Origin of the sequence: Kitasatospora sp. NPDC085879, assembly GCF_040686255.1 — a bacterium.
Taxonomy (GTDB): domain Bacteria; phylum Actinomycetota; class Actinomycetes; order Streptomycetales; family Streptomycetaceae; genus Kitasatospora.
Window position 1 is genome coordinate 42,198 of sequence record NZ_JBFBJZ010000044.1, and the last position, 23,961, is coordinate 66,158.

25 protein-coding genes are annotated in these 23,961 nt (G+C 75.2%); 10 read left to right on the forward strand and 15 right to left on the reverse strand.

Features of this window, described 5'->3' with window-relative positions:
- The first annotated feature begins 141 nt into the window (after nt 1-141).
- A complete protein-coding gene (locus tag AB0P35_RS28380) occupies nt 142-348 on the forward strand; it encodes a hypothetical protein (protein ID WP_363516151.1) in 207 nt (68 codons plus the stop codon).
- 20 nt (nt 349-368) lie between these two features.
- On the opposite strand, the gene AB0P35_RS28385 is transcribed toward AB0P35_RS28380, so the two are convergent.
- Nucleotides 369-986: a TetR/AcrR family transcriptional regulator gene (locus AB0P35_RS28385; protein ID WP_363516154.1), complete on the reverse strand. Its 618-nt coding sequence runs from the start codon at nt 984-986 to the stop codon at nt 369-371.
- Nucleotides 987-1,081: 95 nt separating this feature from the next.
- On the opposite strand from AB0P35_RS28385, the gene AB0P35_RS28390 reads away from it, so the two are divergent.
- Together AB0P35_RS28390 and AB0P35_RS28395 are read left to right on the forward strand one after the other, a co-directional pair.
- A complete protein-coding gene (locus AB0P35_RS28390) occupies nt 1,082-2,734 on the forward strand; it encodes an MFS transporter (RefSeq protein WP_363516157.1) in 1,653 nt (550 codons plus the stop codon).
- Between the two features lie 59 nt (nt 2,735-2,793).
- Complete coding sequence (locus AB0P35_RS28395; protein WP_363516160.1) at nt 2,794-4,122, forward strand: M48 family metallopeptidase; 1,329 nt, start codon at nt 2,794-2,796, stop codon at nt 4,120-4,122.
- A gap of 54 nt (nt 4,123-4,176) precedes the next feature.
- Here AB0P35_RS28395 and AB0P35_RS28400 read toward each other — a convergent pair whose 3' ends face one another.
- Both AB0P35_RS28400 and AB0P35_RS28405 read right to left on the reverse strand, forming a co-directional pair.
- On the reverse strand, nt 4,177-4,653 hold the full coding sequence (locus tag AB0P35_RS28400) for a hypothetical protein (RefSeq protein WP_363516163.1): 477 nt from the start codon (nt 4,651-4,653) through the stop codon (nt 4,177-4,179).
- 92 nt (nt 4,654-4,745) lie between these two features.
- The gene (locus AB0P35_RS28405) at nt 4,746-5,633 is read right to left on the reverse strand and encodes a hypothetical protein (RefSeq protein ID WP_363516166.1); all 888 of its coding nucleotides are present in this window, start codon (nt 5,631-5,633) and stop codon (nt 4,746-4,748) included.
- A 252-nt stretch (nt 5,634-5,885) separates the two neighbouring features.
- Between AB0P35_RS28405 and AB0P35_RS28410 the strand changes: the two genes are divergently transcribed.
- Nucleotides 5,886-6,938: an NUDIX hydrolase gene (locus AB0P35_RS28410; protein ID WP_363516169.1), complete on the forward strand. Its 1,053-nt coding sequence runs from the start codon at nt 5,886-5,888 to the stop codon at nt 6,936-6,938.
- A gap of 63 nt (nt 6,939-7,001) precedes the next feature.
- Here AB0P35_RS28410 and AB0P35_RS28415 read toward each other — a convergent pair whose 3' ends face one another.
- Together AB0P35_RS28415 and AB0P35_RS28420 are read right to left on the reverse strand one after the other, a co-directional pair.
- On the reverse strand, nt 7,002-8,492 hold the full coding sequence (locus AB0P35_RS28415) for a HAMP domain-containing sensor histidine kinase (RefSeq protein WP_363516172.1): 1,491 nt from the start codon (nt 8,490-8,492) through the stop codon (nt 7,002-7,004).
- Entirely contained in the window at nt 8,485-9,162 is a 678-nt protein-coding gene (locus tag AB0P35_RS28420) for a response regulator transcription factor (protein WP_363516175.1), read from the reverse strand. Before AB0P35_RS28420 ends, AB0P35_RS28415 begins: the two co-directional genes overlap by 8 nt.
- Nucleotides 9,163-9,346: 184 nt before the next feature.
- On the opposite strand from AB0P35_RS28420, the gene AB0P35_RS28425 reads away from it, so the two are divergent.
- A complete protein-coding gene (locus AB0P35_RS28425) occupies nt 9,347-9,976 on the forward strand; it encodes a hypothetical protein (RefSeq protein ID WP_363516178.1) in 630 nt (209 codons plus the stop codon).
- A gap of 73 nt (nt 9,977-10,049) precedes the next feature.
- Here AB0P35_RS28425 and AB0P35_RS28430 read toward each other — a convergent pair whose 3' ends face one another.
- Complete coding sequence (locus tag AB0P35_RS28430) at nt 10,050-10,709, reverse strand: NAD(P)-binding domain-containing protein (RefSeq protein WP_095875781.1); 660 nt, start codon at nt 10,707-10,709, stop codon at nt 10,050-10,052.
- Nucleotides 10,710-10,861: 152 nt separating this feature from the next.
- Nucleotides 10,862-11,479 carry a carbonic anhydrase gene (locus tag AB0P35_RS28435; protein WP_363516181.1) on the reverse strand — a complete coding sequence of 206 codons (618 nt, stop codon included), beginning with the start codon at nt 11,477-11,479 and terminating at the stop codon, nt 10,862-10,864.
- Nucleotides 11,480-11,562: 83 nt separating this feature from the next.
- Between AB0P35_RS28435 and cynR the strand changes: the two genes are divergently transcribed.
- Complete coding sequence (gene cynR, locus AB0P35_RS28440) at nt 11,563-12,462, forward strand: transcriptional regulator CynR (protein ID WP_363516184.1); 900 nt, start codon at nt 11,563-11,565, stop codon at nt 12,460-12,462.
- Nucleotides 12,463-12,577: 115 nt separating this feature from the next.
- Here cynR and AB0P35_RS28445 read toward each other — a convergent pair whose 3' ends face one another.
- The 4 genes from AB0P35_RS28445 to AB0P35_RS28460 all read right to left on the reverse strand — a co-directional run bounded on the left by AB0P35_RS28445 (nt 12,578) and on the right by AB0P35_RS28460 (nt 16,241).
- Entirely contained in the window at nt 12,578-12,796 is a 219-nt protein-coding gene (locus AB0P35_RS28445) for a hypothetical protein (RefSeq protein WP_095875784.1), read from the reverse strand.
- 71 nt (nt 12,797-12,867) lie between these two features.
- Nucleotides 12,868-13,104: a hypothetical protein gene (locus AB0P35_RS28450; protein ID WP_363516187.1), complete on the reverse strand. Its 237-nt coding sequence runs from the start codon at nt 13,102-13,104 to the stop codon at nt 12,868-12,870.
- A 795-nt stretch (nt 13,105-13,899) separates the two neighbouring features.
- On the reverse strand, nt 13,900-14,625 hold the full coding sequence (locus AB0P35_RS28455) for a hypothetical protein (protein WP_363516190.1): 726 nt from the start codon (nt 14,623-14,625) through the stop codon (nt 13,900-13,902).
- 227 nt (nt 14,626-14,852) lie between these two features.
- The gene (locus tag AB0P35_RS28460; protein ID WP_363516193.1) at nt 14,853-16,241 is read right to left on the reverse strand and encodes a M1 family metallopeptidase; all 1,389 of its coding nucleotides are present in this window, start codon (nt 16,239-16,241) and stop codon (nt 14,853-14,855) included.
- 253 nt (nt 16,242-16,494) lie between these two features.
- Here AB0P35_RS28460 and AB0P35_RS28465 point away from each other — a divergent pair, with 253 nt between their 5' ends.
- Nucleotides 16,495-17,154 (forward strand): TNT domain-containing protein, encoded by a 660-nt coding sequence (locus tag AB0P35_RS28465; protein WP_363516196.1) that lies wholly within the window; start codon nt 16,495-16,497, stop codon nt 17,152-17,154.
- A 453-nt stretch (nt 17,155-17,607) separates the two neighbouring features.
- On the forward strand, nt 17,608-17,766 hold the full coding sequence (locus AB0P35_RS28470; protein ID WP_363516199.1) for a hypothetical protein: 159 nt from the start codon (nt 17,608-17,610) through the stop codon (nt 17,764-17,766).
- Nucleotides 17,767-17,867: 101 nt separating this feature from the next.
- Here AB0P35_RS28470 and AB0P35_RS28475 read toward each other — a convergent pair whose 3' ends face one another.
- Together AB0P35_RS28475 and AB0P35_RS28480 are read right to left on the reverse strand one after the other, a co-directional pair.
- The gene (locus AB0P35_RS28475; RefSeq protein WP_363516202.1) at nt 17,868-19,085 is read right to left on the reverse strand and encodes a serpin family protein; all 1,218 of its coding nucleotides are present in this window, start codon (nt 19,083-19,085) and stop codon (nt 17,868-17,870) included.
- A 63-nt stretch (nt 19,086-19,148) separates the two neighbouring features.
- Nucleotides 19,149-20,510: a CapA family protein gene (locus AB0P35_RS28480; protein WP_363516205.1), complete on the reverse strand. Its 1,362-nt coding sequence runs from the start codon at nt 20,508-20,510 to the stop codon at nt 19,149-19,151.
- Nucleotides 20,511-20,590: 80 nt separating this feature from the next.
- Here AB0P35_RS28480 and AB0P35_RS28485 point away from each other — a divergent pair, with 80 nt between their 5' ends.
- Complete coding sequence (locus AB0P35_RS28485) at nt 20,591-20,866, forward strand: hypothetical protein (RefSeq protein ID WP_363516208.1); 276 nt, start codon at nt 20,591-20,593, stop codon at nt 20,864-20,866.
- An 80-nt stretch (nt 20,867-20,946) separates the two neighbouring features.
- On the opposite strand, the gene AB0P35_RS28490 is transcribed toward AB0P35_RS28485, so the two are convergent.
- Nucleotides 20,947-21,516: a DUF4262 domain-containing protein gene (locus AB0P35_RS28490; RefSeq protein WP_363516211.1), complete on the reverse strand. Its 570-nt coding sequence runs from the start codon at nt 21,514-21,516 to the stop codon at nt 20,947-20,949.
- Nucleotides 21,517-21,936: 420 nt separating this feature from the next.
- On the opposite strand from AB0P35_RS28490, the gene AB0P35_RS28495 reads away from it, so the two are divergent.
- Entirely contained in the window at nt 21,937-23,220 is a 1,284-nt protein-coding gene (locus tag AB0P35_RS28495; protein WP_363516215.1) for an ABC transporter substrate-binding protein, read from the forward strand.
- A gap of 21 nt (nt 23,221-23,241) precedes the next feature.
- Here the strand turns inward: AB0P35_RS28495 and AB0P35_RS28500 are convergent.
- Nucleotides 23,242-23,961, reverse strand: a 720-nt coding sequence (locus tag AB0P35_RS28500; RefSeq protein WP_363516218.1) for an amidohydrolase family protein, incomplete at its 5' end; no start/stop codon positions are given.

Here is a 23,961-nt window from a genome sequence, read left to right on the forward strand (position 1 = left end):
GCTGCCAGGCTTCGCCGGCACGCTGCCGGAAGTCCTCGCCGCGCACGGAAGTCGGCCGCCGGCCGGTGAGGCTTCGGCCCCTGGTCCGGCATCCCGTTCTCGGTGAGACTGGCCTCGACCGCCGTTCCACGAGGGGGAGACATGAAGCGGTGGAGGAACCGCCTGCTGAGCGTGCTGTTGGTCGCGCCGCTGCCGGCGATCGGCTGCCTGGTGTGGTTGGCGTTCGCCGGGCGGGGCGGTTGGGCGGTGCTGGGGGCCGTCGTCGCGGGCGCCGCGGCCGTCGCCGGGTTCGGGGTCTGGGCGTTCCTGCTGCTCATCGGCAAGGCGCTGCGTGACTGCAGGTTCTGACCGCGGGTCGGGGCCGGGTGTCAGAGCCCGCGGGCGACGGCGGCGAGCACGGTCTCGACGGCGAGCCCGAGTTCGTCGGCCGGGAGGTCGCGCAGCGGGCCGTCCACGAGCAGGTCGGCGAGGCCGTGCACGGCCGACCAGGCCGTGTACTCCGCGCCGGGCCGCCGCTCGGGCGGGAGTTCGCCGACCTCGACGAGTTCGTCGAGGCGGGCGGCGAGCAGGGTGTAGGGGTCGGTGCCGCCGCCGTCCTGGGGCGGCCGGGGGTGCTTGGCACCGTGGGCGGCGGCGCCGGAGAAGGCGGTGCGGAACCAGCCGTGCTCGGTGAGTGCGAAGTCGACGTAGGCGCGGCCGATGGCCGCCAGCCTGGCCCAGGCGCGCGGCGCGGGATCGTCCGCGGCCACCTGGGCGGTGCGCTCGACCATCAGCAGGCCGAGCTGCTCCATGCAGCGGGCGGCGACGGCGGCGAGTAGGTCCTGGTGGTCGGCGAAGTGCCGGTAGGCGGCGTTGTGCGAGACCCCGGCCTCGCGGCTGACGGCGCGCAGCACGACGGCGGACGGGCCGCCGGTGCGGGCGAGTTCGACACCGGCCGCGACCAGGGCCGCACGGAGATTCCCGTGGTGATATGTCCGATTCTCCAAGGTTTCACCGCTTTTCCTACTAGATGTTGACAGTGTCCACTTCGAGTGGAAACGTGTCAATCACCGCATGTTGTCACTGTCAACATGCTCGGCGGATGGAGCCACTGATGCCCGCCCTCACCCCTCGCCGACGCCTCCTCGTTCTGGCCACGGTCTGTCTGGCCGCGTTCGCGATCAATCTCGACACCACGATCGTGAACGTCGCGCTGCCCGACCTGAGCCGGGAGTTGGACGCCACCACCCGCGACCTGCAGTGGGTGGTGGACGGCTACAACCTGGCCTTCGCCGCGCTGGTGCTCACGGCGGGCTCGCTCGGCGACCGGTTCGGCCGCCGGCCCGCGCTGCTGTGGGGGCTCGGCGGTTTCGCCGCGACCAGCGCCCTCGGCAGCGCGGTCGGCTCTCCGGGCTGGCTGGTGGCGGTCCGCTTCGCGATGGGCGCCTGTGCGGCGACCATCTTCCCGACCACCCTGTCGATCATCACCAACACCTTCCCGGACCGCCGCTCCCGGGCCAAGGCGGTCGGCGTCTGGGGTGCCGTCACCGGCCTCGGCGTCGCGGTCGGCCCGGTGGTCGGCGGCCTGCTGCTGGCCCACTTCGGCTGGCCGTCGGTGTTCCTGGCCCTGGTGCCGGTCGCCCTCCTCGCCTTCGCCGCCACCTGGGCCTGGGTGCCCGAGTCGAGCGACCCGGCCTCGGCCCGCCTCGACCTGCCCGGGCTGGCCGCGTCCTCGGCGGCCATCGGCATCCTGGTCTACACGATCATCGAGGCGCCGAGCCGCGGCTGGGACGCCCCCGCCACCGTGGCCGGCTTCGCCGCCGCCGCCGTGCTCGCCGCGGCCTTCGTCCGGATCGAGCGGGGCCGCGCCCACCCGATGATCGACATGACGCTCTTCCGCACGCCGGCCTTCTCGGCCGCCAGCGGCGCGGTCACCGTCGCCTTCTTCGCCCTCTTCGGCTTCATCTTCCTGGTCACCCAGTACTTCCAGTTCGTCCGCGGCTACGGGACGCTCTCCACCGGCGTGCGGGTCCTGCCGGTGGCACTGACCATCGCCGTCGGCTCGCTCGGCGGGGTCGCCCTGGTCGCCCGGCTGGGCACCCGCGCCGTCGTCACCACCGGCCTCGTCCTGCTCGGCGTCTCCTTCGCCTGGATCGCCGCCTCGCCGACCTACATGCCGTACGACCGGATCGTCGGCCAGATGGTGCTCATCGGCCTCGGCCTCGGGCTCACCACCGCCCCCGCCACCGAGTCGATCCTCAGCGTGCTGCCGCCGGCCAAGGCCGGTGTCGGTTCCGCGGTCAACGACGCCACCCGCGAGGCGGGCGGCACCCTGGGCGTCGCCGTCCTGGGCTCGGTCTTCACCTCCGTCTACGCGAGCCGGCTGGCCGACACCTCCTTCGCCGCCCTGCCGCCCCGGACGGCCGCTGCGGCCGAGGACTCGGTCGCGTCCGCCCTCGGTACCGCCGCCGGCCTCGGCCGGGCCGATCTGCTGACCGCCGTCCAGACCTCGTTCATGGACGCCTTCCACCTCGCCTGCCTGGTGGCGGCCGGGGTCGCCCTGCTCGGCGCGGTGGGCGCCCGGCTGGCGCTGCCCGGACGTCCCCTGCCGGTCACCGTGCCGGAGTACAGCGGCCGGGAGACGGCCGGAGCGGCGGCCGGAGCAGAGGCGCCGGGGAGCAGCGACCGGGCCCTCCGCACGGGCTCGGGACCTCGCACCGGACGCCGCGCCGCCGTACCGGAACGGCGCACCTGACCACGGTGCCGTCCGGCTCCTCTTCCGGCCGACCGCTCGTGGTGGAAGGATCGGACAGCGTGACGGGAGCCCGCGCGGCCGACCCCGCGCTCTGCCCGAAGTGCTCGTCCCCGGTGGCCGACGACCCGCGCTTCACCTCCTGGTGCCCGGCCTGCGAGTGGAACCTCGACCCCACCCCGGCCCCGGCACCGGCCGGCTCGGCCCGTGAGCGGCGGCGCGCCGAGCACCGCGACCGGAAGGAGGCAGCGGCCCGCCGCACCGTCCGGGCCCGGGTGGAACGGGTGTACACGGCCACTGCGGCCGGCCGGTCCGCGGTCCGCGACCCGGCATGGCTCGGGGCCGCCGTCCTCGCCGGCGCCGTGCACCTCACCACCCTGGCGCTCGCCGCCGGCGCCCTCGTCCTGCTGATCGCGGCACCCACCTGGCCGCTGCGGGTGCTCGGCCTGTTCGCCGCCCTGCTGGTCTGCGCACTCCGCCCGCGGCTGGGACGGCTGCCGCGCGACTCCGCGCTCCTGCGCCGTGGCGACGCCCCCGCGCTCTTCGCGCTGACCGACCGGGTCGTGCAGGCACTCGGCGGCAGGCCGGTCGACACCGTCCTGGTGACCCGCGAGTTCAACGCCCGCTTCGGCCGGATCGGCCTGCGACGCCGCCGCGTGCTCTGGCTCGGCCTCCCGCTGTGGGCCGTGCTGACGCCGGGCGAGCGGCTGGCCATGCTCGGCCACGAGACGGGACACCAGGTCAACGCGGACAGCCGGCGCGGCCTCTGGCTGCGCTCGGCCCTCGCCGCACTCGACGAATGGGAGGAGCTGACCCGGCCGGCCCTGTACCGGCCGTCCTTCGGCACCTTCGTCGAGCTGGCCGCCGCGGCCCTCCTCCAGCTGCTGATGCGGCCGTTCAACCTCGCGGCCCGCGCCCTGCTGGACCTGCTCGACCGGCTGACGCTGCGCTCCGGTCAGGCCGCCGAGTACCGCGCCGACCGGCTGGCCGCCGACCTCGCCGGCCGCGAGGCCGCCATCGGCCTGCTGCACACCCTGATGCTGCGGCAGACGGTCACCACCTCCCTGCAGCGCATGCGCGCCGACCACGCCCGACGGCCCGCCGGTCGCACCGGCGCGCCGGCCCCGACCGCCGGGCCCTGGCAGGAACTCGCCGCCCGCACGGCCGCCGTCCCACCGCTGGAACGCGAGCGGCTGTTGCGGCTCTCCGCCCGCGAGTTCGGCACCGTCGACAGCTCGCACCCGCCCACCCACCTGCGGCTCGCGATGCTCGGCAGCCGACCGCCCACGCCGGCCCGGCTGCGGCCCGCCGCCGCGGAGTGGGCCGCGATCGACGCCGAGCTCGCGCCCGCCGCCCGACGGATCGCCGCGGACCTGGAACTCGGCGGCTGAGCCGGCGGACCGAGGTGTCCGGGCGTGCCGTCGGGGACGGCCGGGTGGCGGCCCTCAGCGAGCCGGGCGCGGGTAGCGGCGGTTGGCGCGCATGGCCGCGCGGACCTCGGCCGCGCGGCGGGCCTGCTCGGTGGGGTCGAGGCGGCGGCCGCCGGGTTCGTCGTCCGCGCGGACGTCGATGACGGTGTTGTTCGGGCGGCACCAGGGACAGACCCGCGACTGGTCGAGCAGCCAGCCGTCCTCGCAGCCCAGCGGGCAGGTCGGGGCGGCGACCAGTTCGAGGGCGATGTCGTCGGCGCGCTGCAGCAGCTCGGGCCCGGCCAGCTGGGCGTACCGCTCCCACCAGCGGCGCTCGATGCGGTCGCGGATCCGGCCGGCGGGGGTGCCGTCGGCGAGCTGGCGGGCGATGTCCTGGCGCACCGTGTGCGGGAGGCCGCCCCGCTGGTCGAGGGCGCGCATCAGCGGGCCCGGCACCGCGGCGGCGGCCCAGGCGGCCGGATCCTGGCCGCGGGCCGGGAAGGCGCTGCTCATGGCATTCCTCCGGGCGTCGGTCGGTTCGGTCCCAGTGAATCCCGCCGGGGCGGCGCGGCGCAACGCCGCCCCGGACGGGACCGCGGGTCTGGTCACAGGAGCTCGCGCAGGGCCCGCCACTCCAGGTAGAGCAGGAACCGGATGTGGTTGTACGCGGCGTGCAGGTCGCCGCTGCGGTCGTCGACCATCTTCGTGGTGCCGTGCTCCTTCTTGAACGGCTTGCCGTCGCGGCCGTTGACCGCGATCAGGTTGAGTTCCTGGAGGCGGGTGAGCGCGGGCGAGGCGGCGAACATGTCCGCGGCGATGATGCCGTTCATCTCCCGGCCGGCCTCGTCGGTGGACGGCGGCCGCTGCACCACCGCGGCCCGGGCGCGGAGCCGGGTGACGATCGCGGCCCGGCCGGCCCGGAAGACCGGGCCCCAGTCGATGGTGAGCCGCTCGGCCTGCTGCGTCGGGCGGCCGCCGTTCACCACGAGGTCGACGGTGCCGACGTTGAGCTTGCCCATCAGCACCGTCCGCGCCTCGACCGCTCCGCGCAGGGACACCAGGTGCACGGCGAGCCTGCGCTCCTCGGCCGTGGCGAGGACGGCCGGGAAGACGAAGCCCTCGGCGCGGTCCACCTCCGGACGCCACTTCCAGCCGTTCGGGGTGGTGATGAGGGCGGCGAGCACCGGGTCCAGCAGGCTGGCTCCCGGGGCGAGCGCGCACGGCAGGGTGCTCGCGGTGGGCGGGACGAGACCTGCGACCACGGCGCGCAGCGGCGCGAACGGGACGCCCTGGAACTGCTGCGGATCGCCGTGGTTGGTCCACCGGTCGACCTCGTAGGAGTCCTGTGCGGTGACTCCTCCGGCGTCGGCGAAGCTGAAGAGGTTCACCGCATCGTGGATCAGTTCGCTGCCGGAGACCCGGCCGCCCGGGCCGGGCCGGAAGTTCCACCAACAGGTGGTCCTGGCGACGACCGGCGGAATGTGCGTGGTCATGGGATCCCCCCCGGGTTCCGGCGGCCGCGAACGGGCGGCCGCTCGCTCCGATGCTGGCACCGCGTGCGCCGCACCTGGAAGGGAGCGCGCGGGAGTGGTGGCGCTGTCCACCGGCGCACGGCGGCCGCCCGCGCGCCACCCCCCGGGCCCGTGGGCGCACGGACGCGGGCGGAGGTCGCCGGCCGTGCATGAAGGGCGGCCCCCGTGGGGGAGGTTCCTGGCCGACCGTCCCTCCGGCTGGAAGGCCCGACCGTGACCCGGCACCCCTCCCCCACCTCCGTCCCGACGACCGAATCCGCATCCGAATCCGGACCTGCGCCCGGGTCCGGGTCCGACCGGTCAGCGCCGGTCGTCCGCGCGGACGCCCTGGTCCGCGACGACCGGGGCCGCGTGCTGCTGGTCGTTCCCGACCGCCCGGACGACACGACCGGTACGGGGGGCACGGGAGGCACGGAGGGCTGGGAGCTGCCCGGCGGGGCGGTCGGGGACGAGGAGCCCGCGCCGGCGCTCGTCCGCGGGCTCGCCGCCTGCCTCGGCCGGTCCGCCGAGGTGGGCCGTCTGCTGGCGGTCGACACCGTTCCGGCCCGGCAGCGGGGCCGCACCGTGCTCGCCCTGGTGTACGCCGTCCGCCTCGACGACGGTCCGGCGGCGGACGCGCTCGCCCCGCGGTCCCCGGAGTTCCGCGCGGTCGCCTTCCATCCCGAACAGGAGGCGCTCACCCTGCTGCCGCCGCCCGCGGCCCGGCGACTCGCGGCCGCCGTCGCGGCCGAGCGCGGGGCGCACACCGCGGCGCTGCGCGACGGCCACCGCCCGCCGATGGGTCCGCGCGACCACTACGCGCAGCTGCCCGCGCCGATGGCGGCCGCCACCGCCCTGGTCACCGACACCGCGGGCCGGGTGCTCGTGCTGCACCCCGGGTACAAGGACCACCTGGAACTCCCGGGCGGAATGGTGGAGGCCCACGAGTCGCCGGGGCAGGCCGCGGCGCGGGAGCTGATGGAGGAGCTGACGCTGGACGTGCCCGTCGGGCGGCTGCTGGTCGTGGACACCGCCTCGGCGTCCGCGGTGAAGCACGGCCGGGCCCTGACCTGCTTCGTCTTCGACACCCCGCCCCTGACCCCGCAGCAGGCCGCGGGCCTGGTGTTCGCGGACGGGGAGATCCGGGCGGCGAGCTGGCTGCCGCCCGAGGAGGCCGTGCGCCGCCTGCCGCCGGTTCTGGCCGCGCGGGTCTCCGCGGCACTGCGGGCCCGCGAGGACGGCGGCCTCGTCCACCTGGAGGCGGGCCGCCCGGCCGGACCGGCCTGACCGCCGGTCACGAGCCGCCGCGGCCGCGAGGCTGGGAGGCCAAGAGGCCAAGAGGCTACGAGCCTACGAGGCCGCGATCGGCAGGTGCGTCCTGAAGACGGTGCCGTCCGCTGCCGGGACGAGCGCGAGCCCGCCGCCGTGGTGGCGGGCGATGTCGCGGGCGATGGGCAGGCCGAGGCCGGCGCCGCCGTGGTCGCGGCTGCGGGCGTCGTCGAGGCGGGTGAATCGCTCGAAGATCCGCTCCCCGTCCTCCGGGGCGACCGCGGGGCCGTCGTTGGCGACGTCCAGCACGGCCCGCCCGGCACCGGGATCGCGGTACAGCCGCACGGTCACACCCCGGCCGGCGTGGCGCTGGGCGTTGTCCAGCAGGTTGGTCAGCAGCCGGCCGAGCCAGAGCGGGCTGCCGGCCACGGTGATGCCCTCCGCCAGGTCGAGGCGGACCGGGTGGGGGTCGCCGGCCCGGGCCCGCACGGTGGAGTCGACCAGGTCGGCGAGGTCGACGGAGTCGTCCGGCCGGTCGGGGCCGGCGGAGTCGAGCCGGGCCAGCAGCAGGAGGTCGGTGGCGAGGGCCTGGAGCCGGTCGGTGTCCTCCAGGGCGCCTTCGAGCAGGGCGGTGCGCACCGCCGGGTCGGGATGGGCGAGCGCGACCTCCAGCTGGGTGCGCAGGACGGCGAGCGGGCTGCGCAGCTCGTGCGAGGCGTCCGCGATGAAGCGGCGCTGGCGTGCCCCGGCGGCCTCCAGCCGGGCCAGCATGGCGTTCATGGTGCCGGCCAGGCGGGCGATCTCGTCGTCGGCGGCCGGGACGGGCACCCGGAGGTCCAGCTGCCGGTCGCCGACGGCGGCCACGCCGGCGCGGATCGCCTCGACCGGGGCGAGCGCCCGGCCGGTGGTGCGCCAGGTGAGGACGCCGACGGTGAGCAGCAGCAGCGGGCAGAGCGCCAGGAGCGCGGCGGCGGCGACGTCCTGGGCGGCGTCCACGGTGCGCAGCGACGAGCCGACGTGCACCGTCACCGGACCGTTGGGGGTGGTGGCGGTGACGGTGGCGACCCGTTGACGGTGCTCCTCGCCGAGCGGCCTCAGGTCGAAGGTGGTACGGCCGTCGGGCGCTCCGACGGGGGCGAGGGCGGGACGGCCGGCCACGTTCTGGCTGGTGGCCACCACCCGACCGCGGGCGTCGACGACCTGGATGAAGTCGGTGCCGTGGTCGAGCGGCAGGAGCGGGGTGAGCTGCTCGTCGGCGGCCAGCCTGGCGACGGCACGGGCCTGCTCCCGGGTGCCGCTCTCCACCGTGTGTTCGAGGTTGGCGTGCAGCAGTCCGAGCAGTGCGGCGGAGGCGACCAGGAGGGCCGCGCCGACGGTGGTGCAGGCGGCGAGGGTGGTCCTGGCACGCACCGAGCGCGGGGTGAGGCGCGCCGCCAGCACGGCCGGTCGGGCGGCTGCGGAGTGGCGGCGGACGGCGGCGCGCAGCCGGCCGGCGCGCAGCCGGGCGGTGCGGGAGCGCCGTATCGTGAGCCCGTCCGCTGCGGGCGCGGGGGGCGTCGTCGGGTCAGCCACCGTCGGCCGCCAACCGGTAGCCGGCGCCGCGCACGGTCTGGAGTGCCGCCCGCCCGAACGAGGTGTCGATCTTGCGGCGCAGGGCGCTGATGTGGACCTCGACGATGTTCGGGTCGCCGTCCGGGCCGGACTCCCACACCTCGTCGAGGATCTCCCGCTTGGTCACGACCTCCCCGGCCCGCCGGGCGAGGTGGTCGAGCACGGCGAACTCGCGGGCGGTCAGCCGCACCGGCGTCCCCGCGCGGGTGCAGGTGCGCCCGGCGGTGTCGACGACGAGGTCGCCGAGGACGGTCGCGCGGGGCGCCCGGCTGCCGATGCGGCGGGCCAGCGCCCGCAGCCGCGCGACCAGCACGACGTAGGAGAACGGCTTGGAGAGGAAGTCGTCGGCGCCGGTGTCCAGTGCCTCCGCCTCGTCCCACTCGCCGTCCTTGGCGGTGAGCATGAGGATGCCCGCATCGTTCCCGGCGGCGCGCAGCAGCGAGCAGACCCGGTAGCCGTTGAGGCCGGGCAGCATGATGTCCAGCACGATCACGTCGTACGGGTGCTCGGCGGCGCGGGCGAGGCCCGTCAGCCCGTCGTTGGCGACGTCCACCGTGAAGCCCTCGGCCGTCAGGCCGTGCCGCAGGGCGGCAGCCAGCCGCCGTTCGTCCTCCACCACCAGTACCCGCATGCGGTACAGGGTGACAGGTGCCCGCGGCCGCTCCCTGAAGGGGTCTTCAGCTTCTTCAGCACCGCTTCAGGAACGTTCCCCCATGCTGGCGCCCGCCGCACCGGCCGGGCGAGGGCCCGGCGGCGGCGTGCGGCGCCCGAACGGGAACGAGCGGGCGGGAACAAGCGAGGAGGAGAGGCGGCCGATGAGCGAGCCTGTGGGTCCGGCGGACCCGGGTACGGAGAGCGGTAAGGAGCCGGCGGCGGGCAGCCCTGCGGGGCGGCGGACCGCGGCCGGGCGGTGGGTGCGCGGCCGCTGGGTCGGCGGGCGGACGGTGCGCTGGGTGGCGGTCGGGGCGGCCGTGGTCGTGCTGGGCGGTGCCGCGGCCGCGGCCGTGCACCACGCGGAGGAGCACCACGGGATGCGGGTCGCCGCCCGGGACGGCCTGCCCGGCGGAATCGGTGCCCCGCGGCTCCGGGACGGCCGTGGTGAGGGCGGCGAGCGGCACGTGGAGGTCGGACGTCCCGCGGACGGCGGACGGGTCGTGGACGGCGGGCGGGACGGCGACGGCGGGCGCGCGACCGGGGGCGCGGCGATACCGCGGCTCGCCCCGGCGCCGCTGCCGGAGCTCGCCGCCGGGGACGCGGTGGCGAAGGCCGCCGCGGCCGTGCCGGGCGGCAAGGTCGAGGCGCTGCGCCCGGCGGACCGTCAGGGTGGCGGCCGCAGCTGGCAGGCGGTGGTGATCGGCACGGACGGCGTCCGGCACCTCGTCACCGTGGACGGCACCACCGGCGCTGTCACCGGCAACACCGTCCTGGACGGCTCGGTGGGCTGACCGAACCGTCTGCCGCGCCCGGTGCGGCGGCCCTCCCGACGAGCGCCGCCGCACCGTGGACGGACCCGCGCATTCAGCCGCGGAAGGCCTCCGGTCGCTCGGGCGAGGCCGCGGCAAGGGCCTTCTCGACCTCGGCGACGCCGCCGCGGAGACCGTACACGGGGCTGTCGGGCTGCTGGCGCCAGGAGTCGTCGATGGTGCCCGCGTCGACCGTGTCGAAGCCCAGCTCGTCGATAAGGTCACGGACCAGCTGCTTGGCGGCGGGATCGTCACCGGCCACCGGCAGCGCTATCCGGTCGGCGTCGCCCTGGGGGCGCGGCCTGTCCAGCAGGTCCTGGGCGTAGGTGCCGTTGAAGGCCTTCACCACCGGGTGGCCCAACCGGTCGCTGGTCCAACGGCTCTCGGTGAGCCCGTCCTCGATGGCGGCGATCCGACCGTCCCGCTGGCGGGGGTAGTAGTTGCCGGTGTCGATGACCACGAAGCCGGCGGCGGCGCCGTCGAAGAGCCCGGCCGGCAGGTCCGTCACGTTCTTCAACGGGACGGTCACCACCACGACCTCGGCGCCCTCGGCCGCCTCCGGAACCGTGACGGGTGTCGCGCCGGTCTCCTCGGCCAGTGCCGCCAGGGTCTGCGGGCCCCGCGAATTGGCCACCCGTACCTCGTGGCCGAGGGCCGTGAGCCGGCGGGTGAGGTTGCCGCCGATGTTTCCGGCGCCGATGATCCCGATCTTCATTGCACGCTCCCTGGGTGGCCACGGGCGGCCCGGTGGCCGCACGTCGTACCCGAACCCGCCCGACGCCCTCCCTATTTCCGCGAACCCGTTCGACCGGCGGAATTCACCCGGGCGAGGGACGGACTGACGCAGGATCAGGCATGTACGGGTCGTCAGCCGACCGGCGGGCGGAAGCGGCGCTCGGCCGGGTCGTACGCCTCGACCGTGCCGGAGGCGATGTCGAAGACCCAGCCGTGCAAGGCCAGGGCCCGCCGCTCCAGGGCCTCGGCGACGGAGGGATGGGTCCGCAGGCGGTCGAGCTGGGCGACCACGTTGGCGCGCACCAGCGCGGCCACCCGCTGCTCGACCCCGGGACCGCCGTCGGCCACCGGCGCGGCCGCCCCGCCGCCCGCGGCGTGCCGCAGCCACGCGGCGACCGACGGCAGCCGGTCGAGGCCGTCGCCGGTGGCGAGGGCGGTCATCGCGCCGCAGTCGGAGTGGCCGCAGACGACCACGTCGCGGACGCCCAGGGCCCCGACCGCGTACTCGATGCTCGCGGCGACCCCGTCCGCCCCGGCCGGGTGGGGCGGCACCAGGTTGCCGGCCGTCCGGACGACGAACAGCTCGCCGGGTCCGCGCTGGGTGATCAGCTCGGGCACCACCCGGCTGTCGGAGCAGCCGATGAAGAGCGCCTCGGGCCGGTGCCGGCCGGCCAGCTCCGCGAACAGCGCCGCCCGCGGCGGAAAGGCCTCGCGCCGGAAGCGCCGGAGCCCGTCGGTGATGTCCTGCATGCCCCCGACTCTGCCCGACCCGTACCTATAGCGTCCAAGAGCAGAAATCCATACCTCCCATTGACACCATCTATGATCGGCCCATGGAGCTGCGTCACCTGCGCTACCTGCTCGCCGTGGCGGAGCACGCGAGCTTCACCAGGGCCGCCGAGGCGCTGCACATCTCGCAGCCGACGCTCTCGCAGCAGATCAGGCAGCTCGAACGCACGCTGGGCGTCGAACTGCTCGACCGCACCGGCCGCCGGGTGCGGCCGACCGACGCGGGCGAGGCCTACCTGCGGCACGCCCGCCGGGCGCTGCGCGAGCTCGCGGCCGCCGAGCGCGCCGTGCAGGACGTGCAGGACCTCTCGCGGGGCACGCTGCGCCTGGCCACCACGCCGACCTTCAGCGCGTACCTCACCGGTCCACTGGTCGCCGCGTTCCACGCCCGCCACCCCGGGATCGCCCTGGACGTCCGGGAGGGCACGCAGGACCGGATCGAGGCGGAACTCCTCGAGGACGCGCTCGACCTGGGCATCGCCTTCGGCGGGAGCCACCGGCCCGGGGTCGCCGCGCAACCGCTCTTCCCGGAGAGCCTGGTGCTCGCCGTCGGCCCCGGCCATCCGCTCGCCGGGCGGCGGGAGCCGCTCCCCGCAGCCGCGTTGGCCGGGTACCCGCTCGCGCTGCTCAGCGGCAGCTTCGCCACCCGACGGCACCTGGACGCCTACGCGACCGAGCACGGTCTCCGGCTGCAGGCCGCGGTCGAGGCGGCGTCGATCGCCGTCCTCGTCGACCTGGTCGCCGCCGGCACCCTCGCCACGGTGCTGCCCGACCCGGCCGTCCTGCGGCACCCGGAGCTGTACCCGGTGCCGACCGATCCGCCGCTCCCCGCCCGCACGGTCGTCCTGCTGCACCGGGAGAGCGCCTACCGCAGCGCCGCGCTGCGCGCCTTCACCACGGCGGCGCTGGCCCACGGCCCGGGCGACGGCCGACCGGGCCGGTGAGAACCGGCCGCGCATGATCCTTCCGGTGGCGGGCAGCCGCTCCGGCGCACCGTCCGACACCAGCACCGTCCGACACCGGCGTGAGGCGAACGCGCAGCCGTCCGCAGGCCGGCGGTCAGGCCGTCGCGCCGAAGTCCCCGGGCTCCGGCCCGCCCCGATCGGTCGGGCCGTCGACCAGGTCGGCGCCGGTGACAGTGGCCGGTGTTCCATGTCCGGGGCCGAGGGCGGCGAGCTCGTCGAGCAGGGCGCCGAGGGCGGTCAGGGCCGCGCGGTCGTGCGAGCGGGCCTCGGGCTCGTCCGGGAGGGCGCGGTGGGGGTGGTGCCGGGCTGTCATCGCTCCTCCTCGGGGAAAGCGGGTCGTCCGGGGCTCGGCCGGCGGGCGGGTGCACCGGCCGTGGGCATCCGCTACCCGGTGTCGCCGGGTACGTCCGAACGGGTGATCGGCCCCGGGCCGAGGCGGGTCGCGGTCCGTGGGTCACCGGTGGCCAGGCCTAGGGCTTCCAGCAGCAGGCGGAAGTCCGCCCGATCATGAGCGTGGTTGGCGACCACCGTGCGGACCCGGTGGACGGTCTCGTCCTCGACGAGGTCGACGGGCTCGACGATCTCGCCCAGGGCGGCCAGGTCGCGGTCGGCGTGTGTCATGGGAGGCTCCCTTCGCCGTGTGCGGACGCGGAACCTCTCAGGCTACTGCGGCCGACGAGCGGTCGGCAGCTCAGGCCTGCCGGGCCGCCGGGCGCCGCCGCTCGGCGACGCGGGAGGGCGCCGGGGTCAGGACCGAGGCGACCGAATCGCCGTGGCAGGACTCCAGCGGCGCAGCCTGCCTACGGGCTCGGGCGGCGAACCGGTGCAGCACCGGGTCGAGACTCCGGTTACAGGCGGCTGCAGCCGCCTGTCCTGCTTCAGCAGGCCAAGGCGTTCGGCGGCGCCGAGCAGTCTGCGGTGGCGCCTGCGGGGCACGCCGAGGTCGGCCATGAGCCGTTCCAGTACCGCGCCGTCCTCGGCGACCTCCGCCGCCAGGCGCCACAGCTCGGGCCCGCGGGTGCCTGAGCCGTGCACCCGGGCGATGAGGTGAGCGACGGCGGTGCCGGCCTCCCTCGCTCGGTGCGGCCCGAACGGCCGACGGGGCGTCTGCCCGGCACCGGCCCGCTCAACCACCGCACTCCGCGAGGGCGGCCGACGCTCAGTAGGGCCGACGCCCAGTGGGGCCGACGCTCAGTAGGGCAGCGGCCGACCCGACGGCGTCCTCAGATCGAGCGGCGGCCGCGGCCTCCCCCGGACGGGGCGTACAACCACCTTGATCCTGGTCATCACCGTCACCTCCTCGGTCCCCGGCCTGGCGGGACGTCTGCCCACCTGCGCCGTTCCCACGCCTACCGGATCTTTGCCCCGCCGACGCCCCGGCCAATCTCCTCGGCCCCCCGGGTCTGCGACAGGCCCTCAGAGCGGCCTGCTGTCGGCCAGAATGGCCCGTGCATGCGTCACATACCGTGCGAAAAGCTCGGGATGGGCGCTCCGCCCGACGTCGGTGACCGGCGCATCGGCCCTGCGCATGCCGGCGAGATAGGGCGAAACCCTGCACCGTCCGCTCTCGCGCTGGGGATCGACGAGGCTGAGGTAGCAGGTGGGCAACTGCCCCGTGAACCGCACGGTGATGGTTCCGGGGTGCCCCTCGCCTGCGAACCGGTCGCGGACGGCCTGGAGTTGGCGCGCGGACTCCGCGGTCCTGGCGGGCAGGTCCGGATCTGCGATGCTCCGGGCGTATGCGGCCAACAGGTCGGAGCCGGGATCCGGCAGAACGTAGGTGACGTTCACGCCACGGCTCAGCAGTCGCCGAACGGGGCCGGTGAGGTCCTCCTCGGGCCGGGAGACGTAGAGGCTGACCAGACTGCGGAGGCCGATGCCGATGTCGATCACCTCGTGCGCGGCTCCCTCCAGGAAGCGACCCTTCTCACTCGGGTCCGGACGCCCCTCGGCACGGACCGGGACCCGCCCGGCCGTGGCGAGCCGCTCGTCCAGCAGCGTCCCCATCTCGTCCAGAAATCGCCGCCGCTCGGCGTCCCGCAGGAAGAGCTCGTAGTAGAAGGGGATCGCCACGCCCGCGCAGGCGAAGAGCGCGATCTCGTTCAACGCGGACCACCAGAACCCCTGGTGCCCGTTGCTCACCAGTGCGAGGCTCAACCCGGCGAGCAGGACGCAGACGGCCAGCGCACCCCGGTACCGGCCCCAGATCCCGTGCCCCAACGCGCCCACCCCCGGCGTCCGTCCCTACGGCAACGGACTGCATACCCTTGCGGACGACCGGGCACGCGCACGAAGGCTGACGCGGCGCCAGGGCGGCGCGCGTCGGCGGCGCGCCCGGCGGAGGGGGCGCCGCCGACGGGGTGCGGGGGTCAGTGCGGCAGTGGGGGTTTGGCCGCGGTGTAGAGCCAGGCGTCGAAGAGGGGGCCGAGGCGACGGTGGGAGATCTTCTCGGCGAGGTCGAGGAGGTCGCGGGTGTCGGCGGTGCCGTAGCGGTGGGTGCGGGCCCACTCGCGGAGGAGTTGGAAGAAGTCGTGGTCGCCGATGGTGGTGCGCAGCGCCTGCAGGGTCATCGCGCCGCGCAGGTAGACGGCGTCGTAGTCGAACATGTTGTCGCGGCCGGGGTCGCCGGTCTTGAGGTGCCAGAAGGGGTCGTCGGCGGGGGCGGCGTAGTACGTGTCGAAGACCTGCTGGACGGTGGGGCCGCCGTGGTCCTCCTGCCAGAGCCATTCGGTGTAGGTGGCGAAGCCCTCGTTGAGCCAGATGTCGCGCCAGGTGCCGGGGGTGACGCTGTCGCCGTACCACTGGTGGGCCATTTCGTGGACGACGGTGAGTTCGTCGGTGCCGCCGTCGTACACCGGGCGGCTCTGGGTCTCCAGGGCGTAGCCGACGCCGACCTGGTCGATGATGCCGCCCATCGAGTCGAAGGGGTACGCGCCGAAGCGCTGCCTCTCCCAGGCGACGGCCTCGGCGGTGGTGGGGTGGAGCAGGGCGTCGTCGCCGCCGGTGGGGTCGTAGGCGGTGATGTTGGGGATGCCGCCGTCGGTGGTGCGGGTGACCTTGAAGTCGCCGATCGCGACCATGGAGAGGTAGCCGGCCATCGGCTTGCGCATCTGCCAGGTGACGGTGGTGCGGCCGTCGCGGTCCTGCGGCGGGCCGTCGGGCTCGCCGTTCGCGAGGGCCGTGACACCGGTCGGGGTGGTGATCCGGAAGGTGTAGGTGGCCTTGTCGCGGAGGTCGTCGTTGAGGGGGTACCAGGTGCGGGCGCCGTCGGGTTCGTTGAGGGCGACGGCGCCGTCCGGGGTGTTGATCCAGCCGTAGTCGCCGAGTGCCGGGTCGGAGATCCTCTCGGGGGTGCCCCGGTAGCGGACGAGGACGGTGAAGGCCGCGCCGGCACGGATGGGGCGGACCGGGACGACGGTGAGCTTCTGGCCGTTCCGCCGGTACGTGGCGGGTCTGCCGTCGACGAGGACCTGCTGGATCTCCGGGCCGGAGTAGTCGAGGCGGAAGGTCGACAGGGACCGGTCGGCGATGGCACGGACGGTCGCGCGGGCGTCCAGCAGGTGGGTCGCCGGGGTGAAGTCGAGGTCGAGGTCGTAGTGCCGGACGTCGTACCCGTTGTTTCCGCTGAGCGGAAAGTACGGGTCGGGGGCGGTGACGGTTCCGCCCGTCGGTGCGAGGGCGTGGGCGGGCGTGCCGGCGAGGAGCAGCAGGACGGAGGCGGCGGAGGCCGCCGCGGCCGCCCGGGTTCGTCTCATCATTCGCCACATCGTCCGACAGTCGGGTGGGCGGGGGCCGCCGCCGCGCCGGGGCGGCGGTCCGGGTCCTCCGGACGGCGGCCCGGGCCGGACGGGCGGTCGACCCAGGTCGGACGGGCGGTCGGCCGAAAGACTGGTGACCGAGGTGCGACGCGGCCGCGCGTGGTTGACGATGCGTCAGGTGATCGGCTTGCCTGGTGGTCAACCGGAGACGGAGGGCGACGGACGCCCTCCGGCTGATCACGACGGAGACACCGTGCGCCTTCGCCTTCACCTGCTCGTCGCGCCCCTCACCGCGGCCGTCGCCCTCGTCACGGCGAGTGTGCCCGTGGCCGCCGCCGCCGAGCGCACCGCGATCCCCTCCGACGAGTGCTCGGAGGCCGACTACCAGGGCGACACCCGCCTGGGGCCGGAGACGCTGCCGACCACCGGCCCGGTGGGGTGGGAGCTCTTCGGCTACCGGCGGACCGGCGGCCTGACGGACCAGCAGTTCCTGGCCACCTACTACAGCCCGACCGCGAACAACGGCGGCCCGGGCTGGATCTACCCGCCGGCCGACGGCTACGTGACGCGGCCGGACGGCACCCCCGTCCGCTTCGACATCACCCTCGTGCCGAACCAGAACATCGACCGGTACGGCAGCGAGTACGGCAGCTACCTGGCGCCGGAGGGCCTGCCGTACTCCTCGCGGTCGATCCCGCCGCAGAGCCTGGACAGCGTCCCGGCCTCGATCTGCAACTACCACGACTACAGGGTGCTGAAGCCGTTCAAGGTCCACGCGGGCCCGATCGCCCCCTGGTTCGCCCAGCCCGGCTACGGTCTGCAGTACCAGCTCGACACCGCCCTCGTCCCGAACGGCCCGGCCCGCCTCAACGTGCTGTGGCTCGTCGACAACGGCTACCTGGCCCGCATCTGACGCCGCACTGCCGCACCGCCGGGGCCCTCGACGAGGAGGGCCCCGGCGGTGCGCCAGGGGATGTTGAGAAGTGTCTTTCACAGCCACCGAAGCGGGAACCGGTTCACCCACGAGCGCGTCAGAGCGGCATGCAACGTGCGGAGCGCCTGTTGGCAGTGACGACGCTCGCCTGTCTGGTGTCGGCCGGTTGCTCCAGCAGCACGCCGCCGATCCACCTGCCGCCGCCACCGACGGACGTGACCGTGACGAGCTCCGACGACAATCGGACAGTGGACGTGCACGTGGGCGAGAGCGTGGGGGTGACGCTCCCTGCGGTCGATTGGGTGTTGCCGTTCGACGGCCTGTCCGACGTCCGATCCCCAGGCCCGCCTGCGGTCCTCCGCGCCGAGGGGGCACTGCTGACCCACTAACGACGGGTCCTGCCGGATCACCTCGTGCCCCGGGACGGTCACGATGCGCTACCTCGCGATCGGTGCCGGAGTGACGATCGTGAAGGCACGGAAGCTTCAGTGCGGTGAAGCTCATGCCTGCGCCGGAACGACGGGGCTCTTCAGCGTGACGGTCGTCGTGCTGAACGCCCCGTGGTCGAAAGTGGATCAAGGTCTGCGGTGATCTCGGCGTGGGGCGTTCGGATCTGACGAACGAGCAGCGGGCTCGGCTGGAGCCGTTGTTGCCAGGCCGTCGCCGGTGACGCCGGAGGCGAGCAGGGCGGGTCAGGAAGGATGCTCGGTCGCGGGGTCGGTGATCCAGCCGCCGGTGAGGGCCAGACCGGACGGGCGGTGGACGGCGAGGAAGGCGAAGGGCCGTTCGAAGCCGGCCGCGGCCGCGGTGACCCGGTGCAGGACCTGCGGCGGGCGCGGGCCGCCCCGCACGGCGGCGACGACCGTGACGGCGGCGGCTTCGAAGCCCGCGGCGCCGAACACGGCGGTGGCGGCCTGCCTGGCCTGGGCGACCGCCAGCGGCTCGTTGCGGCAGATGCCGGGGAAGGACGCCCGTCGGGAGGCCGTCCGGAGGCCGAAGAGGTCCGCCCGTTCGAGCAGGTCGTGGTCGGCGTCGACGGTGAACGCCGCGGCGGTGAGGTCGAGCCGGTTCTCGGGGGTGGCGCTGTCGGAGGTGCCGATCACCAGGCCGGGCCACTGTGCGCCGAGCGGCAGCGCGGCGGCCGGGATCCGTCGGCTGCGCCCGTCCAGCAGGTCCAGCCCGGCGGCCAGTACGGCGCCGAGCGGTGCGTCCTCGGTGCCGAGGATCAGGTGGACGTCGATGTCGCCGGTGCCGGGCACGCGGACTTCGGTGACCGGCCCGGCCGCGGTCTCGGCGACGGCCAGCCGGTCGAAGAGGGCGGGGCCGTGCTGTCGGACGGCGGCGAAGGTGCGGCCGGTCCACGGGCCGGACTCGGGGCGGCGCCAGGTCTCCTGGAAGGGGTGGCGCCAGCGGGTGCGGACGGTCAGCGCACTGGCCAGGACGAGCAGCAGCCGGGAGTCCACCCTGAGCGGCATGGAGCGGATCAGGCCGTCGGCGTGTTCCGCCGCCCAGCCGTCGAGGGCGGCCCGGTCGGTCGCGGTGTCGCCGGTGAGGGTGCCGTGGGTGCGGGGGCCGAGTCCGGCCAGCCAGTCGGGTTCGAGCTGCAGGTGACCGCGGGTCCACAGACCGAGGGCGGCGCCGAGGCCCGGCGACGTGTGCAGCGCGGCGAGCAGGTCACGGCCGCGGGCGGCGGCCTCGTCGACGGGCAGACCGAGTGCCTCCTCCAACTCCTTGCGGACGTGTTCGTTCGCGCCCGTGGCCAGGAAGGCGAGCAGCGGCCAGAGCCCGACGGCGGTGAACACCGTCCCGCCGGCCCGGCCGTCGCCGCCGAGTTCTCCCGCGCCGAGTTCTCTCGCCCACCGCGCCGCGAGCGCGTTGACCGTCCGTGCCGTGCCCGTCGCCGTCTCCATGGCCGCCCCCGCGTCCGCCGAACCGATCGGTCAGCCGATGGTAGGGGCAGGGGTGACGGCGCGTCAGCCCCAGACGGTGGACAGGATGGTGCGGCCCTCGGCGCCGGCCGGGTCGAGGAAGCGGGGCACGCCGCCGGCCCCGATCCGCACCGGCACGGCCCGGACGCTCTTCAGGATGCGTCCCCAGTGCACGAGTTCGACGACCACGGCCTGCTGGACCTGCTCGGAGAAGGTCATGTCGAAGACGAAGTTGCCGAGGCCGTGGACGATCGGCCGGCCGCGGTAGATCTCGATCGGCTGCACCCAGTGCTGGTGCATGCCGACCACCGCGTCGGCCCCGGCGTCGATCAGCCGGTGGCCGACCGTGACCTGCTCGGCGACCGGCCGGTGCGAGTACTCCCTGCCCCAGTGCGGGACCACCACCAGGACGTCGGCGGCGGCGCGGGCGGCGCGGACGGACTGCTCCAGCGCGGCGAGGTCGGTCTCGGCGAGCGGGCCGGTGATCGGCGGCATCCGCAGCCACACCACGCCGGGCGTGCCGGGGGCCGCCTCGGGCGACTCGCCGACCGCGCAGAACGCGAGGACGGCGAACCGCAGCCCGCCGGCCGTCGCCAGGGCCGGTTCGCGGGCGGCGGCGATGTCGGCGCCGGCACCGGCGGTGGCGAAGCCCTCGCCACGGGCGATCGACACCGTCCTGACCAGTGCGTTGGGGCCGTAGTCGCCGAGGTGGTTGTTGCCGAGGGTGAGGATGTCGTAGCCGGCCCGGTGGACGCCGGCGAGGGCGCGCGGGTCGGCACCGAAGGAGTCGCCGCCGTGGGTGGCCCTCCCCTCCCTGGAGAGGGTGCACTCCAGGTTGCCGACCGTCAGCCCGGCGGCGGCCAGCCGGTCGGCGGTCTGCGCGAAGGGGAGTTCCCAGTCGCCGGCCGCCGCCATCCCGGCGCCGACCCGGCGGCCGAGCATCACGTCGCCGGTCCACAGGCTGGTGACCACCGGGTCGGGCGCGGTCACCGCGGCGACCTCGGCGGTGAGCGGGTAGTCGGCGGGGGCGGTGAGCGGATCGTGCCCGTCGACCGGCACCACCTCGGTGCCGGGCACCACGGCGTCCGCGGTCACCGCGGCGACCACCTCCTTGGCGCCGGCCGCCGCGGCGACCGCGCCCGGCCCGCGCACCACCCGCAGCCCCTGCCAGGCGGCCGCCCCGCCGGAGTGCACGGCCTCCACCTCGGCCCGGGTCGCCGTCCGGCCGATCGCCGTCGCCGGGTGGACGGCCAGCACCACCGGCATCCGGACGCCCGAACGCAACACCCCGGCGGCCGTCGTGGCACCCTCGTCGGGCCGACGATCCGGCGCGCGGCTGCTGCACGCGGCCAACACTCCCCCGGCGGCGCCGAGCAGCACGGCGCGGCGGGAGACGAGCGGCGTCATCCGGCACCGCCGGGAGCGCCGCCGCGCTGACAGGCCACCCTCACCACGCTACGCTCCGCCACCCGCGCTGCACGGCGGCCGTGTCCGGCCCGCGCTGTAGCATCCGCCGGCACAGCCGGCGAGGCGGCTTCGCCGCCGCCCTCCCCCGACTCCGCGTCCTGGACGGCTGCGGTCCGGTCGACTCCCTCACTCCGCTCACCGGCCACCCGGTGCTGCGGGAGGTGTACGTCACCGGCAGCACCGTGATCGCCGACGGAGACCTCCGCCCGCTGTTCGACCCCGCGCTCACCGTCGTGGCCGTCGAACGCGGCGCCCCGCACTACAGCCATCGCCCGGCCGACGTACGACGAGGCTAGTCCGCTTCTCTCCGAGTACCGGACCGGCCGGGGCGGGCGGCGGCCTGGTCCGCAGAGCCGCCGGTACCACGACCTCGCCGTCAGGCGGCCTCGTCGGTCCAGACGCCCTGCGGATGGTCGTGGACCGGCAGCCACAGGCTTGGCTGCGCACGGCAACCCGGGCTGGCCTGTTCGTCCGAGGGCCAGCGGTGTTCTCGGTCGGGCCAGATCAGCTGGACGACGGGGACCGGGGTCCACCGGTAGAAACCGACGGCCGTACCGAACAGGGGACGGTGCCAACTGTCGTCCACCGGTTGGAGCCGGAGCTCGTAACCCTCGATGACATCGGGCAGCAGTGTGCCGGGCTCCGTTGGTGCGCCGTCACGCAGCCGGGCGGCAGCATCTCCGACCCAGTGCATGAGCCCGTGCAGCTCCAGGCCGAACATGGCGACCTCCGGAATCCGGTACGAGTGCCACAAGCCGACAGTGAAGGCCCAGTCGGGGACCTCCGCTCCGCCACCCACGCCGACCACGTGCCAGCCGTGCTTGCGGACGTGCGCCATCGCCGAGGACCAGTGCTTCGCCCGCTGCCGCCGCGCGCGGAAGGTCGCGGAGGCGGCGGGATCGCAGAGCACGCAGGGGCACGAAGAAGTCACGGTCGGGTTGGTCACCCGGGAATCCAAGCAGACCGGGGCCGGCGGCCCCGCGGAGGGGCCGGACGGCCGCCACCAGCGGACGCCCGAGCTCCTCACCACCGCGCTCCGATGCCGCCATGTCCGCCCCCGTCGTCAACCGTCCGAACTCCTCCATGATCCCGCGGCCGGTACGGCGCCGGCCGGGCCGGCGGGAGTTGGCCGAACATGCCGGAGTGGCGACGGCTGCGCGGTTCTGCCGCCACAGGGCATATGAGCTGGGAGAACAACATGACGGTCCGTCATCACAAGGGCGGCCGGCAGGCATTGGTACGTTTACGGAGCGACCTGCTCTTCCTCCGAACACCCCGTGCTGTTCGCCCGTTGGCCGCCTGAACGTGCGCTGCGCTCGCTTGGCTTGCCCACGACATCGGGCGGAGCACGTTGAGGGGCGCGGGTATGGCAGGGCGGATCGGCCGGCGGAGTACGGGGGGCGCGTGGACGGGGCGGGCCGCACGGTTGGCGGCGGCCGCGGCGGTGCTGCCGGCGCTGCTCGACCTGACCGGCTGTGCGGGCGGTGCGGGCGCCGCCGAGGGCAGCTCGGTGACCGTGCTGACCATGGCCCCGGCCGGCTCAGGCTCCGCCGACCGCTCGGGGATCACCGCGCTGGCGGAGGCGATCGGGCGGTCCGTCAGCGCCTCGGGCGGCTTCGGCGGGCGTCGGCTGCACGTACTCACCTGCAACGAGCAGGACACGTCGGAGGGCGCGGCGGTCTGCGTCCGGCAGGCGGTGGACGCCCACGCGGTGGCGGTGATCGGCTCGTACAGCCGGCACGCCGAGGACTTCATGCCGGCGCTGGAGGCGGCGGGCATCCCCTACCTGGGCGGTTACGGGCTGTCCGGGCCGGAGTTCTCCAGCCCGCTCTCCTATCCGGTGGCCGGCGGGACGCCGGCGCTGATCGCGGGCAGCGGCCGCCAGTTGGTGACGGCCGGCTGCAGGTCGATCGCGCTGGTACGGCCGGACAACCGGACCGGCGACACCCTCACCCGCTACCTGTCCGGTGCGCTGCGGCCGGCCGGAGTGCCGCTGACCGACGTCAAGGTGGCGGAGAAGGCCCCGGACTTCGACGCCGTCGCGCGGGCCGCGGTCGGCGGCGACCGCAAGGACGGCTGTGTGACGACGGCGCTCGGTGTCGAGCAGACCCGCGCACTGCTGGACGCGTACCGCAAGCTCGCCCCGGGCCGCACGCGGCTCGGGGCGGTGCTCGGCGGCGTCCAGCAGTCGGTGGTGGACGCCACCGGCGGCAAGGCGGGCCCGCTGGAGGGCGCGCTGGTGACCGGCTGGTACCCGCCGGAGTCGTCGGCGGTCTGGGACGACCTGCGTCACACGCTGGGCGACGGAGCGCCGGGCACCGGGGTGGACACCTCCGACCTGGGGGTGCAGACCACCTGGGTCGCCTACCAGGTGTTCCTCCAGGCGGCGGACCGGCTGGCCTCGGCCGGCCTGCCGCTGACCGCGAAGACCCTGCGCAACCAGTTGGACAGCGGGGACTCGCTGGACACCGGCGGTGTCACCCCGCCGCTGGGCTGGGGCATGGCGAGCATGCTGCCGAGCGCCGAGTCGCCGCGGCTCACCAACACGTGGGTGACCTTCCAGCAGGTCGAGAACGGCCGGCTGACCCTGCAGCAGAGCGGGTTCGTGGACGTCCGCTGGGTGCTGACGGGCAAGCGCGCACCGCAGTAGCCGCGTCGGCCCGGGCGGCGGTCAGAGTTCCGGCGCGCGGTGCGTGGGGCGGCCGGCGACCACGGTGAGCAGCACCGGGAGTGCTGCGAGCTCGCCGTCGGGCACGGTGAGCGGGTTGTCGGCGAGGACGGTGAGGTCGGCCCGGTACCCGACGGCGAGCCGGCCGGCCAGGTGCTCCTCCCCGGCCGCCCAGGCGGGGTTCAGGGTGTACCCCTGGAGCGCCTGCAGCGGGGTGAGGGCCTGCTCGGGGCCGTGCGGGGGCAGCGAGAGGTCCCGCGGGCGGCGGTGCCGGGCGCCGGCCATCACGTCCAGCGGCGGGAACGGCGCGATCGGCCAGTCGGAGCCGAGGACGACCCGGGCGCCGGCCTCCCACAGGTCGCGGCAGCGGAACGCGCGGCCGGCACGCTCGTCCCCGAGCCGGCTGGACCAGTTGTCGGTGTGGTCGGCCCGGGTGTACTCGCAGCAGTGGGTGGGCTGCATGGAGGCGGTGACGCCGAGTGCGGCGAAGCGCGCCACGGTGTCGTCGGGGACGGTCTCGATGTGCTCGACCCGGTGGCGGACGGGGCCGCCTCCGACGGAGCCGTTCTCGACGGAGGCCTTCTCGACGGAGTCCAGGACGTGCCGGACGGCGGCGTCGCCGATGGCGTGCGTGGCGGTGGGGACGCCGGCCCGGTGCAGCCGGGCGACGATGCGGGTATAGGACGGCCGCGCGCCCGGTGTCCTCTCACCACCGGGCGCGCG

Excerpts from the sequence above, each read along its gene's own strand:
- AB0P35_RS28380 (WP_363516151.1), top strand. The coding sequence starts at position 142 with ATGAAGCGGTGGAGGAACCGCCTGCTGAGCGTGCTGTTGGTCGCGCCG.
- AB0P35_RS28390 (WP_363516157.1), top strand. The coding sequence starts at position 1,082 with ATGGAGCCACTGATGCCCGCCCTCACCCCTCGCCGACGCCTCCTCGTT.
- AB0P35_RS28400 (WP_363516163.1), bottom strand. The coding sequence starts at position 4,653 with ATGAGCAGCGCCTTCCCGGCCCGCGGCCAGGATCCGGCCGCCTGGGCC.
- AB0P35_RS28405 (WP_363516166.1), bottom strand. The coding sequence starts at position 5,633 with ATGACCACGCACATTCCGCCGGTCGTCGCCAGGACCACCTGTTGGTGG.
- AB0P35_RS28420 (WP_363516175.1), bottom strand. The coding sequence starts at position 9,162 with ATGCGGGTACTGGTGGTGGAGGACGAACGGCGGCTGGCTGCCGCCCTG.
- AB0P35_RS28425 (WP_363516178.1), top strand. The coding sequence starts at position 9,347 with ATGAGCGAGCCTGTGGGTCCGGCGGACCCGGGTACGGAGAGCGGTAAG.
- AB0P35_RS28430 (WP_095875781.1), bottom strand. The coding sequence starts at position 10,709 with ATGAAGATCGGGATCATCGGCGCCGGAAACATCGGCGGCAACCTCACC.
- AB0P35_RS28435 (WP_363516181.1), bottom strand. The coding sequence starts at position 11,479 with ATGCAGGACATCACCGACGGGCTCCGGCGCTTCCGGCGCGAGGCCTTT.
- cynR (WP_363516184.1), top strand. The coding sequence starts at position 11,563 with ATGGAGCTGCGTCACCTGCGCTACCTGCTCGCCGTGGCGGAGCACGCG.
- AB0P35_RS28445 (WP_095875784.1), bottom strand. The coding sequence starts at position 12,796 with ATGACAGCCCGGCACCACCCCCACCGCGCCCTCCCGGACGAGCCCGAG.
- AB0P35_RS28450 (WP_363516187.1), bottom strand. The coding sequence starts at position 13,104 with ATGACACACGCCGACCGCGACCTGGCCGCCCTGGGCGAGATCGTCGAG.
- AB0P35_RS28460 (WP_363516193.1), bottom strand. The coding sequence starts at position 16,241 with ATGATGAGACGAACCCGGGCGGCCGCGGCGGCCTCCGCCGCCTCCGTC.
- AB0P35_RS28470 (WP_363516199.1), top strand. The coding sequence starts at position 17,608 with ATGCGCTACCTCGCGATCGGTGCCGGAGTGACGATCGTGAAGGCACGG.
- AB0P35_RS28475 (WP_363516202.1), bottom strand. The coding sequence starts at position 19,085 with ATGGAGACGGCGACGGGCACGGCACGGACGGTCAACGCGCTCGCGGCG.
- AB0P35_RS28480 (WP_363516205.1), bottom strand. The coding sequence starts at position 20,510 with ATGACGCCGCTCGTCTCCCGCCGCGCCGTGCTGCTCGGCGCCGCCGGG.
- AB0P35_RS28495 (WP_363516215.1), top strand. The coding sequence starts at position 21,937 with ATGGCAGGGCGGATCGGCCGGCGGAGTACGGGGGGCGCGTGGACGGGG.